We start from the raw sequence: 14,133 nt of genomic DNA on the forward strand, positions 1-14,133 counted from the left end.
CAGTTAGCGACTTGCTTTAGGTTTCACCGTTTTCGTGTCATAATGTCCTTATTAACCATCTAGAAGGGAAGGCAGATGCTGATGAAAGTTGTCGTTGTGGGCTGTACGCATGCAGGAACTGCGGCAGTGCGCGAACTGTTGATGAGGCACCCGGAAACGGAAGTAGATGTTTTTGAACGTCGTGAAGACATCTCTTTTCTTTCATGTGGTATTGCCTTGTACCTTGAAGGCACGGTCGGGCGGTTGGAGGACATGTTTTACGCAACGCCGGCCTCACTCGAAGCATTAGGTCCCAACGTGCATGTTCACTTAAAACATGACGTCTTATCCATTGATGGTGCCGGTCATGTGATTGTGGCTGAAGATTTGAAGACAGGCACACAACAGCATTATCCGTACGACAAGCTGATTATGACAACTGGCAGCTATCCGGTTATTCCACCGGTTTCCGGTGTGAGTGTTCCGCGGGTCTTGATGTGTAAAAGTTATGATGATGCACGTAGAATCAAGGAGAGTGCCAAAGATGCCGAAACGATTGCAATTGTCGGTGGCGGCTACATTGGCGTTGAACTGGCAGAGGCTTATAGTCGTAATCAAAAACACGTGATTTTAATTAATGGAGTTGCGCCGTTGCTGAGCCATTATGTGGATTTACCGCTTAGTCGAGAAATTTCTTCAGTATTAACGGAGCATGGCGTTGAATTAAAAGTCAACACGGTGGCACGCCATTTCGATAGTGACGCGGAGCATGTTTTCATTCAGACGGATCACGGTGAGATTCAAGCTGATTTGGCAGTTGTCTGCGTTGGTTTTCGTCCGATGACCGAGTTGTTGGTTGGTCAGGTTAAAATGAATCATGATGGCTCAATTCATGTGAATGATTATATGCAAACTAGCGATCCCGATATTTTTGCGGCGGGGGATGCGGTTGCGGTGCATTTTAATCCGACTGGTAAAGATGCGTATGCGCCACTGGCAACGAATGCGGTGCGTCAAGGAAAAATGGCAGGTGCAAATATTTTTGGCCCAACGATCAAGTATATGGGCACACAGGCAACCAGTGCGTTAAGATTGTATGATCATAGTCTGGCGGTCACGGGGCTGACGCTTGCTCACGCCAAGCGCAATCAACTGCCGGCAGCCAGTGTGACGATGGTTGATGATTTTCGACCGCCATTTATGCCGCACACGGTGAAGATTACCATGGTGCTGGTTTATGATACCAGTAATCGTCAAATACTAGGCGCACAGTTTTACAGCAAGTATGATGTTGCCAATGCGGCCAATTTGATTTCGGTGATGATTCAAAATCGTAATACCATTGATCAGCTGGCCTATGTCGATATGCTCTTTAATCCGAATTATGATAAACCGTGGCATTATCTCAATTTGTTAGGACAATTGGCTGTAGCACAAGCAGACAACTCAGCGGTGTAGGGGGAAAATTATGAATTCGTGGAATCTTATCGGACTGTTCGCGTGGGTGATCCTGATCGCCTACCTATTCTTCATCATTTGGCATATTCGGCGGCGACATATTAAAGCTATCGTCAAATCCGGGCGGCAGGTTTCCCCTTCCGTCGTGTTGGTTGATCTGGTAGAAGTCGCGGTGTTGTTGCTAGCGGTCGCCGGAATGGTATGGGTGAGTTGGTTGCGTCCGATTGACTACCGGGATAGCCATGAGGTGACGATTAGCCACAGTGCACAACCACTTATTTTGCAGACCGGTGATGAACATTCCTTTTATGTACGGGTTCGCACGGGAAATGGTAAGAATCCGATTTTGTACTATACTTATTGGACAGAAGGCGCCAAGTATGAAAACACGAGTCATAACGCGGAAGTGAGCTCCGGCAGCCAACCACTGACACCGCGAGCGGCCGCATATCCGTGGTCCAAAAAGGAACTTAAAAAACTGGATCAAAGCGCTGATCGTGCCTATGTCGCAACTGTATCGGCGCAGTATAAGCCTGGTTTTCTTAACGGCTTAGGCATGCATGTCGGTCACAGTGCCGATCGGTTTTCGATTTTACGGGTGCCTAATGATACATTTGTTGAAATTGATCCGGTTGAAGATTAAAGCGCGTTAACTAAACAATTTGAAAGATCGCTGGTGGGAAATGCGGCATCAGCGATCTTTTTTCGATTGACAAGCTTAGAAAAAACGAAGCAGCCGCGATTCTGCGTGTGCTTTTTGACTTAGCCGAATCGATTAGTCCGCGGTACATGGTATGATGAAAGCATTTGAAATGAGTAATATAAAGGTGCTTGCTGACCGCGCTGGCTCGCGCTCACCATAACGCGCTCCCCGGCGCAGAAGTCTGCGTGTAAGAACCTCAGTCGCAATGGCCAAGAGCGGGCCATCACGCCTGAGGCCGCTTACACTCCGACTTCTAACCGCGCCGGCTCGCGCTCACCATAACGCGCTCCCCGGCGCAGGGATCTGCATGTAAGGACCTTGGTCGCAATGGCCAAGAGCGGGCCATCACGCCCAAGGCCACTTACACTCCGATCCCTAACCGCGCCGGCTCGCGCTCAGTTTATTAGGAGGTTTGCAGATGAATCATCGCAGCTGGTGGCTGCTGCCGTTGTTGCTGCTTTTGGGCTTTGGTCTTGCGGGGCTGCAACCGGTTCAAGCCGCTTCAGGTAAATGGTATCGAGATAATGGCAACATGATGGGGTCTGAAAGTAAGACGGTTATCAAACAGCTGAACGACCAAACCTTTGCCAAAATAACCGGTCATCCCCAAATTGCCGTGATCACCGTCACGTCCTTGCATGATGAAGAGATTGAAGACTATGCCAATGAGCAGTTTGCTAAGCTTGGAATTGGCAAAAAAGGTTGGGATAACGGCCTTTTACTGGTGCTTTCACGCCGAGATCGTAAATATTGGCTGGAAGTGGGTTATGGACTGGAAGATGTGGTGCCAGATGGCAGTGCCGATGAGATTGTCACTGGCTCGGTCAAAAAACTGCTTAAAGCGGAAGACTACGATCATGCCATTGCGTTGTTTTTGACAAATATCGGTAAGCGGGTTGCGGCTCATCAAAGCGCCATTGCCACGCCGACACAGATAAAAGCCAAGCGCGCCCATGATGCCGCCGTCAAGCAGCTTTTGATAACGGTGGCCTTGGTAGTGGTCGGCATGATGGTGCTCTTCTTCATCATTCATGCTGCCATAACCGCTCGCTTACGTGATGCGATGCCCCATGTAGCTGCTATGCAGACGTTACCGATCTATGCCGCTGTGACTGCTGCCGGGATTAAACTGCAATTAGACACGGCGGCGGTTCCGCTATTTCGCTTCGCTTGGTCGCATGACAAATTGCGCGTGATCGGGATGGCGAATTTGACAAGGCGGGGATTTGAATCGTGGACGCGAAAAGTCCGAATGATGGTGCCGCACCCTTATTGGTACTATGACAACGTTCGCGGAGCCCTTCGCAAGTTGCCAGATCAGACACTGGTGAATGCGCCGACCATTGCCGCGGTGGCTGAATTGTTAAACCCGGCGCTGGCAGATCGGTTTAAAACCGGACAACCTTACGAAGCAGCTTTCACGGCCTGGTTGAATGAACAGAAAAGTGTTGCCGGGCAAGCAGCGGTGACGACCTGGTCTAAGTTCCTGGCAAAAGTTAAACCGACTGATACCTTCTCAGATGCAACGCTAGCCGCCACTTTTTCCGCTATTCTTTTCCATATTCGCCATCCCGATCAAGATCAGGATTTGAGTCAATCCGATGTGCCATTGTGGGTTATCAGTGATTTTGGCTCGGCGACTAGCAGTCATAGTGGCGACTCCGATGACTTTGGAAGTGGCTTCGGTGGCGGTTCTAGTGGCGGCGGTGGTTTTGGCGGTAGCTGGTAAGCTAGACCCGACCCTTGAAAGTGACGCAACACGTAGGCTAACATAAAAAATATATTTAAAACGATGGGTGGCAGGTAGCTACCGCCATTAAATTCAAAAATGAGGCTAGATAAATGGAGCAGATGCTGTTGTTAATGGGTACCGGGGTGCTAGGCGGTATTCTGGGAGCCGTGCTGGGAATCGGCGGCGGGATGATTATTACCCCGATTTTGACAATGTTAATGGGATTGCCGATTCAATATGCGATTGGTGCCAGCATTGTCTCGGTCATTGCGACCAGTTCGGGTGCCACTATTGCTTATCTAAAAGATGAAATGCTGAATTTACGGGTGGCCATGTTTTTGGAAATTGCGACAACGGTTGGGGCCGTCATTGGTGCGGTTATCACTGGCCTGGTGAATGGCAAGGTATTGTATATCTTATTTGGCGCATTGTTGATATTTTCTGCCTTCAACATGATTCGCAAGCTGCGGATGAAAGATGATGGTGTGCGCCAAACAACCCCTGATGCGATGGCCACAAAATTACGCCTGAATGGGACGTATTTTGACAAGGCAACTGGAAAAGAAGTTAATTATACGGTAACGAATGTTCCAGGCGGTTTTGCGATGATGTTTGGTGCCGGGATTGCATCAGGGCTACTGGGTATCGGGAGTGGCGCTTTTAAAGTGATTGCCATGGATACGATTATGCATATGCCGTTGAAGCCATCGAGTGCAACCAGTAACCTCATGATGGGAGTTACGGCGGCCGCCAGTGCAACAGTTTATTATTTTGGCGGTCAGCTTCAGCCACAAATTGCCGCACCGCTTGCGATCGGAATTCTCGTCGGTGCAACGGTGGGCTCGCGGGTGATGCAGGTTCTGCCAAATAAAGTCTTGCGGCTGATTTTCATTCCGGTGATTGGGTATATGGGCATCCAGATGGCACTTAAAGGATTTGGGGTGAATATCTGATGGATAAGAAACTCAAAACCGAAATCGATGATGTTGAAATCATGATTGGTAAAGTGATGCAGATTGGGGTCATTTTGGCGGCAGTCGTGATTATTTTTGGCTTGATACTCTTGTTGGTCAGCGGATCAACCGGTTATCCGGCCGGTGTTCATCCAACGCGAATTGGTGCGATTATAAGCGGCACGGCGGCACTGAAACCTTACGCTATCCTGATGACGGGGATCTTTTTGCTGATTCTGACGCCGGTTTTGCGCGTCGTGGTATCAATCTATGCGTTTGCGGTTGAACACGATCACTTGTACGTGTGGATTACCACCGCCGTTTTGATTATCCTGCTCGGCGCCATGACGATTGGGTATCTGGGCAACCGTTAATTAAAAAATAGCGCTTTTGCACCGGGTTATTGATCCGGTGCAAAAGCGCTATTTTGATACTTCGTCTGGATGATGAGTGGCGTTTAGCACGCAATTGGTCATCCTTCGCGGGGCGCCATTACTTACCACTTGGCTTGTGTTCCATGTAGTCCTTCAGCGTGGCAACGACGGAAGAATCCGGCATCTCACGCATGGATTTAATATTGTGAATATGTTCAACTGATACATGGCTGTTAAGCGCCATCTCTGTGTCCGTTAGATGATTTTTACGCTGGAAGTCGATAATTTCCCGTGAAAATGCACTGATTTGATCTTTTTCAGCCAAAACGATTCCTCCTCGTGAACCTTTACTAACAGTATAACGATTTTTGTCATTATGCGCACGTATGACATCCAATCGTAACTTTAACACCATTGATTTGAAGGTTTTCAAGCATATCGTAACGATGACTGAAGAAAAGTCTAAAATCTGCAGATGCCGTGTTCGTCGACTAAATACATGGGTGAAACTTAATGATTGCAAAGCCGAACAAGTGTTTGTATAATAAAGATGCACTAAGGAAATGGGATCGCTTCGTTAATTAAGAACCGCATCTGTTAGCTGCAACGTTGGTTAGTTGATTAGGAGTGCCACCATTTAAGCGGATGGTGTGTAAGTTCATATGCGTGATGATCGCGATCGTAAAATACACGCCTTGACCCGATGGCGACAATGTATGCTTGCCCGGTTACAAGTTGTTGATAAAGCTTTCTTTTCTTGACGAGCTGGATACCCTTCAACAGGACTTTGAGGATGATAAACCAAAAGCTGATTAACAAAAGCCATAACCACCCATTGGATGTTGAGTGAAAAGTTGAGGCTTGCAAGGTTAGCATAAGCGGATTCCAAAGCAAAGCGGTGGCATCGGTGATTAGCTGATCAAATAAAGCAGTTGGTGTTGCAAACAGAGATATGAGTGTGATGCCAAAGATAAACAATCCCCAAAGCATATAAGGTGCCATGATCAACACGGTAAGCGCGCGGAGTAAGGAATTTGGAGTATGCAAAACGATAGCCTTTCGAAAACGATGCCATGCATAGAACGGATCTTGATCGGCTATGGTTATCATCTCCCAGTTGTTAGTGAAACGATTTCGTTTAACAATCTCTTTTTCATACAGATATTGTTTTGATGTTTTCCGGACAAGGTAATCGCTAGTCTTAGAATAGCGCAATATTGCCTTGATCGAAAGGTAAGGTGAGCTTATGGAACACTATGCCTATTTGCAGGATCTGGCAGCCAGTCAACGGGATCGGGAACTGCGCGTGCGGATTTGGGATAATAAGAATATCATTATTCGGCGAAACCTCAGCCAGCATCAGGGCTTGGCTACTCAGGTCTGGGATGCATGGTTGCGTCAGGAGCTGCGACGTTTTAACGGTTTTGAGCCAATTATTGAAGTTGATGATTTTTCCGGGCATCAGGAAATTAAGTTTTTCAAGGAAAATGAATTAGCGGATGCCGTTCATTTCATTCTTCAAGGCGAAGGGGCGGTTGAAACAGCTAGCTAACTGTAGCCAGATTAGCTGGGCGTGTAAGCTTTTACATCCTCTATGTTATCAGTATACTGAAGGTAATGAGGTGAGGACGATGAAGGCGATTATTTTATATGCATCAATCACAGGCAACGCGAAAGGAATGGCTCGGATTGAACAGCAGTTCTTTGAGCATTATGGTTGGGATGTCACGCTTGGCGAAATGATTCAGACAGATCCGGCAACGATTAAAGACTTTGACGTGTTGGTGCTGGCAACTTATACCTGGACTGGCGGCGTGATCCCTGAAGAGACCCAAGACTTTTATGATGACTTAAGTAAGCTGGATTTTTCGGCTAAGCCATTGGTATTTGGAGTGCTGGGTACGGGTGATCCCTATTATGGCAAGGATTATAATACCGCTCCGGAAAAATTTGAAGCCGTTTTGAAAGCTAGCGGTGCAGTTCAAGGCGCAACCGCGGTCAAGATTGCTTTAAACGTTAAACAAGAAGAGATGCCTCAGTTTGCGACATTTACCCAGCATCTGATCAAAAAAACCGAAACGCTGCAAAACAAGAAGTGACCCGTTGGCGCGTGGTATACTAAAGCCAGAAAGCGAGGGGATCTTCATGAGTGAGGAAATTGTTTTCTTCAATCCCGGCGATGCAGTTGCCAATGATTTCGACTTCGCAGCTGCTCGGCGTAGTGCGCAGATTTACAAAGCACAGCATGTCGTTGATGAAGGCTTGGTAGTTGCCAAAGATAAAGACGGCAAGTATTCGGTCTTTTATGAGGCTGCCGGCACACCTGATTCGCAGGCTAAAGGCGCATACAAAGATGTTGGCAAGTATACGATCCTAGCTCACTTATGACGAAGACAGTCTGGTATCGCGTGGCCTTGGTGGTAGTTGCTGTCATTCTTATCGGAGTTCTTTATGGTTTAATGCAGCAAGAACAAATCGCGAATCCTTTTTTGGTTGGCAGTCTTGGCTTAATTCTCGGCGTTGACCTTGCTTTACTGCTTGCCAATCTTTGGCCCGTACATCATTCGCGCAAGCCTTAAAATAATCATTCAAAAAATGCCAATCAATCCGCGGCCGGAAAATTTGCGCCGTGGCTTGGTTGGCATTTTTGCTTCGTTGACCGGTAACTTAGTCGTTGACAATATAGCGCGGCTGCTTGCCTGACAAAATCGCCAAAGTGTTATCCGTAACAATTTTTGCCATGGCATCACGCGCCTCGACTGTTGCGTTCCCGATATGCGGGGTCAAAACCACATTATCAAGGGCCTTTAGTCCTGAGCTGACATGGGGTTCGGCTTCGTAGACATCCAGCGCAGCACCAGCGAGGCGATGCGCCGTGAGTTGTTCAAGTAAGGCAGCTTCATCAATCAAGGGACCGCGTGCGGCGTTGATCAGATAAGCACTCGGTTTCATGGTTGCCAGTGCCTGAGCATCCAACAAATGGTGGGTAGCCGGGACTAATGGCAGGTGAAGGGTGACAAGATCGCTTTGTTGCAAGAGTGTCGCCTGATCCGTAAAGGTGGCACCTAGGCTTTGCTCTTTTTCCGGTGGCAGTTGATGATGCTGCGTGTAAAGGATGTTCGCATCAAAAGCATGAACACGTTTGGCAACTGCCTGACCGATCTGCCCCATACCGATAATGCCCACGGTTTTGCCGGCGAGTTCATGGCCTAAGAAGAAGGTTGGCGCCCAGCCGGAGAACCCGGGACCGCGCATGAGCCGATCGCCTTCTGTGACGCGATGTAAAACGGCGAGCATTAAAGCTAGCGTCACCTCGGCAGTTGACGTGGTTGATACTTTGGGGGTGTTGGTCACGAGGACACCATGCGCTTTAGCAGCAGTGATGTCGATATTATTGAAACCAGCGCCGTAATTTGCGATTAGTTTCAAATGAGGCGCTTTTGCCAATGTTGCGGCGCTTACCGGAGTCGATAGCGCGGTGATAAGCACTTTTGCATCGCTTAAATGTGCCTGGAGCTCGGCTTCGGTAATCAAGCTCTTACCGCGATAGGCTTCAAAGTCCACGCCTGCACGTTTCAAAGCGTTGTTGGCCGATTTCGGTAAGGTTGCAGAAATATAAACTTGTGCCATGAATATCCACCTTTCTGTGGTCATCCGTATCTGACTCACTTTTAGTTTAATACAGCGCAGAGAAAAAAGTGTGATTGACTCGTAACTTCGAGCCAAAGAATAACCTTGTTAATATGAAGCCTGAAAAAAAGAGGCAAGATATGACGTGCACGACTCATTTGTGTTACACTGTTTTTGGTAACAAAAAGTAAGCAAAGGGGATTGATCGTTGATGGCAACTTTAACGCAAGATATGAAAGATATGATCGGTGCACAGCTGAACTACTTGGCGACGGCTGATGAAAATGGTAATCCGCAAGTCGGCCCTAAAGGTACCATGCGGGTTTTGGATGATCACCATTTGATCTATAACGAAGAAACCGGCAAGCAGGCTTGGCATAACTTGCAGTATTCAAAGAAAGCAGCCGTAGCAACGGTTGATTACAAAGCTTTGAAGGGCTTCCGGTTTGAAGGCACCGTTGAATTTCACAACGATGATCAAATCTTTGAAGACGCGCAGGCTTTTGCTAAGGAGCGTCATTTACCTGCAGCTATCAGTGCGGTTGTTATCAATGTCGATCGCATCTATAAGCTGGATGCCGGTCCAAGTGCCGGTGATTTGATCGAAGGCTAATGCCGCGTTGATGATATCGGCGTGATTTTAGGCTTGTAAGGCGATACGGACAATTCCGTTAATCTTTTTAATTAGTAAATTCATAACCCGCCGTTGTGACAAAGTGCATAACGGCGGGCTTTTTTGTGTGTTGAATTAAATACTAATTGTTATTATTAGCATATTTATTGCGAATGATCAGGCCGGTTCGTTAAGCTTAAGATAGTCAGAAAGATGTCAACCAAAAGAAAGGGTGAGAACCATGATGCATTTAATTTGGACACTGATTATTGGTGCGGTGATTGGTTGTATTGGTCAGCTGATCGTTGGACGCGACATGCCACTTGGCTGGATCGGAAATATTATCGGTGGGCTTATCGGTGCATGGCTCGGCACGGCGTTACTTGGTAGCTGGGGACCATCACTGGCTGGTATGGCTTTGATTCCTGCCATTATCGGAGCTATCATCGTCGTCTTCCTTGTTTCCTTGTTGCTGGGCACGACTCGGCGCAAGGCATAGGAGGCGGCAGGATATGAAACCGATCACGAAAGTATTGTTCGGTATTGTTGCGATTTGCGGCTTACTTCAGAGTATTGGCTTTGGCCTGTTGCTGTGGCCCAATCGCGAATTTACGCGCTTTTACGTACAGCAGGCCGGTTGGTTACGTCCTGTGATGATTGGACTAACCGGGCTTGTGATTCTGGTTTTTGTCATCATGCTGCTTGTCGCTATCTTCCGCCGCTCCACCGCCAATGCTTTGATTCTAGCCGGTGACGATGGTGATCTGACACTTGATAAAAGTGCCATCGAAAATACGGTAGCCAAAGCGATTGTCGACCGGCATTTTGCCAAGTCGGTGGATGTTGATGTCAGCATCCGCAAGAAGCAAGTGGCGCGGATGCGGATTGAGGCCTTTTCCGGAAACGTCAAGGAACTAAAACAAGAGGCGCAGCGTATCGAAGAAACTGCGCGCCAGAAGTTGCAAGCGTGTCTCGGCGTTCCAGTCAAACATGTCCGGGTACATTTACTTCCAGCAACGAAAGTAAAAGCCAAGACTGCGCGGGTCATTTAGTTCAAACGACTTTGATCGATCACTGACCGTCATTCAAAGCGGGTGGCCGTAACTGGCACCGGTGGCAGCAGTGGTTATCAGCTACGAAAGGGTGATACACGATGCAGCAAGGAACCATTGGCGCTGTTGTCGGCGTCATACTAGCCTTTGCCTGGATGCGTTTCGGGTTTATGGGCATGTTGCTTGTCTTGATATTCGGCGGTTTAGGCTGGCTCGTTGAACGTTATCTGGTGCCTAATTGGGCGACGTTCACAAGTTGGCTGACCGCGGGTAAAGATGCATTTAGCAAAGGAAAGTAGGTGAGTAGATGGATGCAGTAGCACCGCCAAAACCAGCATCAGTTGCAAGTCATCAGGAAACACTGATGGCCAACAGTCGCTTAACATTTGAAGATAAGGTCGTCGAAAAGATTGCCGCAATTTGTGCACAAAATGTTGATGGCATTCTAGGGATGGATGGTTCGGTGATGGATAACCTGACTGAAACCTTCTCAAGTGGCGAGAACCTGACCAAAGGCATTTCCGCTGAAGTCGGTGAAAAACAAGTGGCCCTTGATATGGATGTTTTCCTAGAATTCGACAGCAACGCACAAGCCATTTTCAAACAATTGTGTGAGAAAATCAGCGCGCAAATTGAACGAATGACGGGTTTGCAGTTAGTCGAATTAAACATGCATGTCAAAGATGTTTTGACGAAGCGGGAATGGCAAAAACGCTAATCGGCGCTAAGGGACCCCATAACGCGTTCGCCAGCGCAGGGATCAGCGTGTAAGGACCTCGGTTGCAATGGTCAAAGTGCGACCATCACGCCCAAGGCCGCTTACACTCCGATCCTTAAACGCGCCGGTTCACACTCATTTTAAAGGAGAGATTTTAATGGACAACAAGAAACCCAACGGAATCAATAAGGAATTGAAGTTCGATGATGCTGTGATCGCAAAAATCGTCGGGATTACCTGCAATGAAGTCGAAGGTGTTTATTCGCTTGAAGGCGGCATGATGGCTAATCTTACGGATATGTTCAGCAAGGATGAAGACCCGACCAAAGGCGTTAACGTTGATTTGAGCGATAACCAGGACGTTTCAGTCACACTTGATGCAACGGTGCGCTATGGTGAGAATGTGCCGGAAATCTTCAACAAAGTCACCATGGCAATTGCCAAAAACGTTCGCCAGATGACCGGTCTGAATGTGACAGAAGTGAAAATGACCGTCAAGAACATGCTGACAAAAGAAGAAATTGCCCGCAATGAAGCTAAAAACAGTGACAAGAACAGCGACAAAGAATTACAGCCGGCTTAATGAGTCAATATATATAAACCGGTAAAAAGGGATAGCCCATCATCCATCGGGGGCTATCCCTTTTTGACGTTCAAGAAGCAATTTTTTCGACCAACGCGGGTAGTTCTGTCAGATTCGGCAGGGAATAAGTCGGCGTTATGTCTGGTAGTGGTGATAATTGCTGGCGATTAATCCATACGCAAGGCCAGCCGAGTTTATGACAGGGTACGATATCCCACCAATACCCCATTGCCACGTGGAGATGGGGTTGGTTGAGTCGGGTTTCGGCCGTGGTAAAAAAGGACAAAGTCGGTTTATAACAATGCGTTTGCTCCGGTAAAATGGCTTGATCAACTTGGTGCTCCAGCTGGTCAAAGTGGTGGGTCATTAAATCCGGGGTGGAATTGGACATGATGATGATTCGATGACCGGCTTGGCGCAATTGCTGCAATGCGGGGATGACTTCTGGCCATGGTTGTAAGTTAATATAGGACTCAAATAAATCATGAAAATAATGGCTAAATAGTGAATTGGTGTGAAAAGTCATATCAAGATATTGCAGATCGCGCTTCAATAAGGTGGTGAAAGGCAAGGTGGTCTCGCCATACATGAGGCGATCCTCCCACGATTCGAATTGGTGCCATGCAGCCTGACCGTCAATACCATGACGAGCACTGAAGGTCATAAACTGGGTTCGAATGGGGCGGGTGTCTAGCAAAGTACCATAGCAGTCAAATGTAATATCCATAAAATCACCTTTTTGAGTATCTTAGCATGATCAAGGCTGAGAACAAGTCTTTAAAAACAAAGGTATCGATATATTCGGCAGGGTCGGGGTGTCTTCATAGCCGAGACCAATATAGTGGGTTAGATAATGGCTGTTCTTAATAGTTGCATGGCTTAACTAATTGACATTCCTGCCAATAACTATTAAACTTTTTACCAATATCAAAGGGGGAACATCATGGAATATTTGAAGCTACTCGGCATCGTCATCATTGTTGTTGGCTTTGCCTTAAAATGGGATACCACCGCGGTTGTTGTGCTAGCAGCGATTGTGACAGCCGTGTTTTCTGGTATGAGCATTCCGGATTTGTTGACGACACTGGGACAAAGTTTTGTGGATAATCGGATGGTGTCGTTGTTTTTCCTGACCTTACCAATGATCGGACTGGTTGAGAGTCATGGCTTGAAAGAAGTGGCCGTTAATGGGATTCAGAAACTGAAGAAATTAACGCCAAGCCGAATTTTGAATCTTTACTTGGTCATTCGTGAATTAGGCGGCGTCTTTGGGATTTCCTTGTCCGGCCAGGTTCAATTTGTGCGGCCGTTGATTACGCCGATGGTTACCGCCGCGGCAGAAGCGAAACGTAAGCTGACGGATAAGGAAATCGACTTGATTAAAGCCCGATCTGCCGCCACGGATAATTTCGGGAACTTTTTTGCACAAAACTTGTTTGTCGCAACCGCTGGCGTTTTGCTGATTGCTAGTACGATGAAGAGTCTCAAGCATCCGGTAGAGCCGATGCAGGTGGTGCTGGCATCAATTCCGATCGCGATTATCACCTTGGTTGTAGTGGCGGTTTATAATCGCTGGTTTGATCGACAATTTGAAGAAACGCCGCGCAAAGGAGGCAAAAAGTGATGGTCGACACGTTACTGCTCATTCTTTATGCACTCATCGGCGTTGTCATGGCGATTGCCGGGATTGAAGCCTTCCGTGCAAAAGACAACCCGGCTCGAATCGGAACCGGCCTGTTTTGGATCATCATGGCGATTGTTTTTGCGTTCGGGACGCTATTACCGGCAATGGTCGTTGGTATTTTGGTCGTTATTATCGGTATTTTGGCCTTATTCAAGCAGATTCAAATCGGCAAGATCAAGCCGGTTGACGGTGCGCATGCGGCTCAGGCAGCCAAGCGACTTGGCGGCTGGGTGTTTGTTCCAAGCGTTGTACTGGCGATCGTTTCAATTGCCGTTGCCCAGTTTACCAAGTTAGGTGGGCAGGTCGGGATCGGCATTGGCGCGGCGGTCTCATTGATTGTGGCGATCATCATGACCAAGGCACCCGTCAAAATGATTTATAATGATACCCAACGGATGGTACGATCAGTCGGTGCAGCCGGTATTTTACCGCAGTTATTGGCAACATTAGGCGCTGTTTTCACAGCTGCAGGGGTTGGCACTTTAACGGCTAAGTTGATTGCGGGTCTATTTCCGGCAGGCAGTCATCTTGGCGGGGTTATTTTGTACTGTGTGGCGATGGCATTATTCACGATCATCATGGGTAATGCGTTTGCTGCCTTTGCCGTCATTACGGCGGCGATTGGGATTCCATTTGTGATTGCCCAAGGTGCTA

At 47.7% G+C, this 14,133-nt stretch carries 21 protein-coding genes; 17 read left to right on the forward strand and 4 right to left on the reverse strand.

Annotated elements, in window-relative coordinates; translation table 11 throughout:
* Positions 1–75: 75 nt before the first annotated feature.
* From ACWP87_RS10655 to ACWP87_RS10675, 5 genes are all read left to right on the forward strand, one after another.
* A complete protein-coding gene (locus ACWP87_RS10655; RefSeq protein ID WP_005685274.1) occupies positions 76–1,437 on the forward strand; it encodes an NAD(P)/FAD-dependent oxidoreductase in 1,362 nt (453 codons plus the stop codon).
* Positions 1,438–1,447: 10 nt separating this feature from the next.
* On the forward strand, positions 1,448–2,080 hold the full coding sequence (locus ACWP87_RS10660; protein ID WP_005685275.1) for an LVIS_2131 family protein: 633 nt from the start codon (positions 1,448–1,450) through the stop codon (positions 2,078–2,080).
* Positions 2,081–2,558: 478 nt separating this feature from the next.
* Positions 2,559–3,869, forward strand: coding sequence for a TPM domain-containing protein (locus ACWP87_RS10665; protein WP_005685276.1), 1,311 nt, complete (start codon positions 2,559–2,561; stop codon positions 3,867–3,869).
* A 113-nt stretch (positions 3,870–3,982) separates the two neighbouring features.
* A complete protein-coding gene (locus ACWP87_RS10670; protein WP_005685277.1) occupies positions 3,983–4,825 on the forward strand; it encodes a sulfite exporter TauE/SafE family protein in 843 nt (280 codons plus the stop codon).
* Complete coding sequence (locus ACWP87_RS10675) at positions 4,825–5,199, forward strand: DUF1634 domain-containing protein (RefSeq protein ID WP_005685278.1); 375 nt, start codon at positions 4,825–4,827, stop codon at positions 5,197–5,199. Before ACWP87_RS10670 ends, ACWP87_RS10675 begins: the two co-directional genes overlap by 1 nt.
* 118 nt (positions 5,200–5,317) lie before the next feature.
* Here the strand turns inward: ACWP87_RS10675 and ACWP87_RS10680 are convergent, their stop codons facing one another.
* A complete protein-coding gene (locus tag ACWP87_RS10680) occupies positions 5,318–5,524 on the reverse strand; it encodes an LBP_cg2779 family protein (protein WP_003562894.1) in 207 nt (68 codons plus the stop codon).
* Positions 5,525–5,820: 296 nt separating this feature from the next.
* Positions 5,821–6,414, reverse strand: coding sequence for a hypothetical protein (locus tag ACWP87_RS10685; RefSeq protein ID WP_005685284.1), 594 nt, complete (start codon positions 6,412–6,414; stop codon positions 5,821–5,823).
* Between the two features lie 31 nt (positions 6,415–6,445).
* Between ACWP87_RS10685 and ACWP87_RS10690 the strand changes: the two genes are divergently transcribed.
* From ACWP87_RS10690 to ACWP87_RS10705, 4 genes are all read left to right on the forward strand, one after another.
* Complete coding sequence (locus tag ACWP87_RS10690; RefSeq protein ID WP_005685285.1) at positions 6,446–6,751, forward strand: hypothetical protein; 306 nt, start codon at positions 6,446–6,448, stop codon at positions 6,749–6,751.
* Positions 6,752–6,830: 79 nt separating this feature from the next.
* The gene (locus ACWP87_RS10695) at positions 6,831–7,298 is read left to right on the forward strand and encodes a flavodoxin domain-containing protein (protein WP_005685286.1); all 468 of its coding nucleotides are present in this window, start codon (positions 6,831–6,833) and stop codon (positions 7,296–7,298) included.
* Between the two features lie 46 nt (positions 7,299–7,344).
* Complete coding sequence (locus ACWP87_RS10700) at positions 7,345–7,587, forward strand: hypothetical protein (RefSeq protein ID WP_005685287.1); 243 nt, start codon at positions 7,345–7,347, stop codon at positions 7,585–7,587.
* Positions 7,584–7,778 (forward strand): hypothetical protein, encoded by a 195-nt coding sequence (locus tag ACWP87_RS10705; RefSeq protein ID WP_005685289.1) that lies wholly within the window; start codon positions 7,584–7,586, stop codon positions 7,776–7,778. The genes ACWP87_RS10700 and ACWP87_RS10705 overlap by 4 nt, the downstream gene beginning before the upstream one ends.
* Positions 7,779–7,866: 88 nt before the next feature.
* Here ACWP87_RS10705 and ACWP87_RS10710 read toward each other — a convergent pair whose 3' ends face one another.
* Positions 7,867–8,829: a 2-hydroxyacid dehydrogenase family protein gene (locus ACWP87_RS10710; protein ID WP_014568980.1), complete on the reverse strand. Its 963-nt coding sequence runs from the start codon at positions 8,827–8,829 to the stop codon at positions 7,867–7,869.
* 211 nt (positions 8,830–9,040) lie between these two features.
* Between ACWP87_RS10710 and ACWP87_RS10715 the strand changes: the two genes are divergently transcribed.
* From ACWP87_RS10715 to ACWP87_RS10740, 6 genes are all read left to right on the forward strand, one after another.
* Positions 9,041–9,442 (forward strand): pyridoxamine 5'-phosphate oxidase family protein, encoded by a 402-nt coding sequence (locus ACWP87_RS10715; protein ID WP_005685292.1) that lies wholly within the window; start codon positions 9,041–9,043, stop codon positions 9,440–9,442.
* A 241-nt stretch (positions 9,443–9,683) separates the two neighbouring features.
* Positions 9,684–9,941 carry a GlsB/YeaQ/YmgE family stress response membrane protein gene (locus ACWP87_RS10720; RefSeq protein WP_005690075.1) on the forward strand — a complete coding sequence of 86 codons (258 nt, stop codon included), beginning with the start codon at positions 9,684–9,686 and terminating at the stop codon, positions 9,939–9,941.
* 13 nt (positions 9,942–9,954) lie between these two features.
* A complete protein-coding gene (amaP, locus tag ACWP87_RS10725) occupies positions 9,955–10,494 on the forward strand; it encodes an alkaline shock response membrane anchor protein AmaP (protein WP_005685295.1) in 540 nt (179 codons plus the stop codon).
* A 101-nt stretch (positions 10,495–10,595) separates the two neighbouring features.
* Positions 10,596–10,793, forward strand: coding sequence for a hypothetical protein (locus ACWP87_RS10730; RefSeq protein WP_005685296.1), 198 nt, complete (start codon positions 10,596–10,598; stop codon positions 10,791–10,793).
* A gap of 8 nt (positions 10,794–10,801) precedes the next feature.
* Positions 10,802–11,212 (forward strand): Asp23/Gls24 family envelope stress response protein, encoded by a 411-nt coding sequence (locus ACWP87_RS10735; RefSeq protein WP_005685298.1) that lies wholly within the window; start codon positions 10,802–10,804, stop codon positions 11,210–11,212.
* A gap of 157 nt (positions 11,213–11,369) precedes the next feature.
* Positions 11,370–11,795, forward strand: a complete 426-nt coding sequence (locus ACWP87_RS10740) for an Asp23/Gls24 family envelope stress response protein (RefSeq protein WP_005685299.1) — start codon at positions 11,370–11,372, stop codon at positions 11,793–11,795.
* A 70-nt stretch (positions 11,796–11,865) separates the two neighbouring features.
* On the opposite strand, the gene ACWP87_RS10745 is transcribed toward ACWP87_RS10740, so the two are convergent.
* Positions 11,866–12,522: an HAD family hydrolase gene (locus ACWP87_RS10745; protein ID WP_014568981.1), complete on the reverse strand. Its 657-nt coding sequence runs from the start codon at positions 12,520–12,522 to the stop codon at positions 11,866–11,868.
* Positions 12,523–12,738: 216 nt separating this feature from the next.
* Here ACWP87_RS10745 and ACWP87_RS10750 point away from each other — a divergent pair, with 216 nt between their 5' ends.
* Together ACWP87_RS10750 and ACWP87_RS10755 are read left to right on the forward strand one after the other, a co-directional pair.
* Positions 12,739–13,419 carry a DUF969 domain-containing protein gene (locus ACWP87_RS10750; RefSeq protein WP_005685301.1) on the forward strand — a complete coding sequence of 227 codons (681 nt, stop codon included), beginning with the start codon at positions 12,739–12,741 and terminating at the stop codon, positions 13,417–13,419.
* The coding region (locus tag ACWP87_RS10755) for a 5-oxoproline transporter, DUF979 family subunit (protein WP_029944093.1) at positions 13,419–14,133 on the forward strand (715 nt) is incomplete at its 3' end. The genes ACWP87_RS10750 and ACWP87_RS10755, both read left to right, overlap by 1 nt.

It is taken from the genome of Lacticaseibacillus sp. 22, assembly GCF_055413445.1.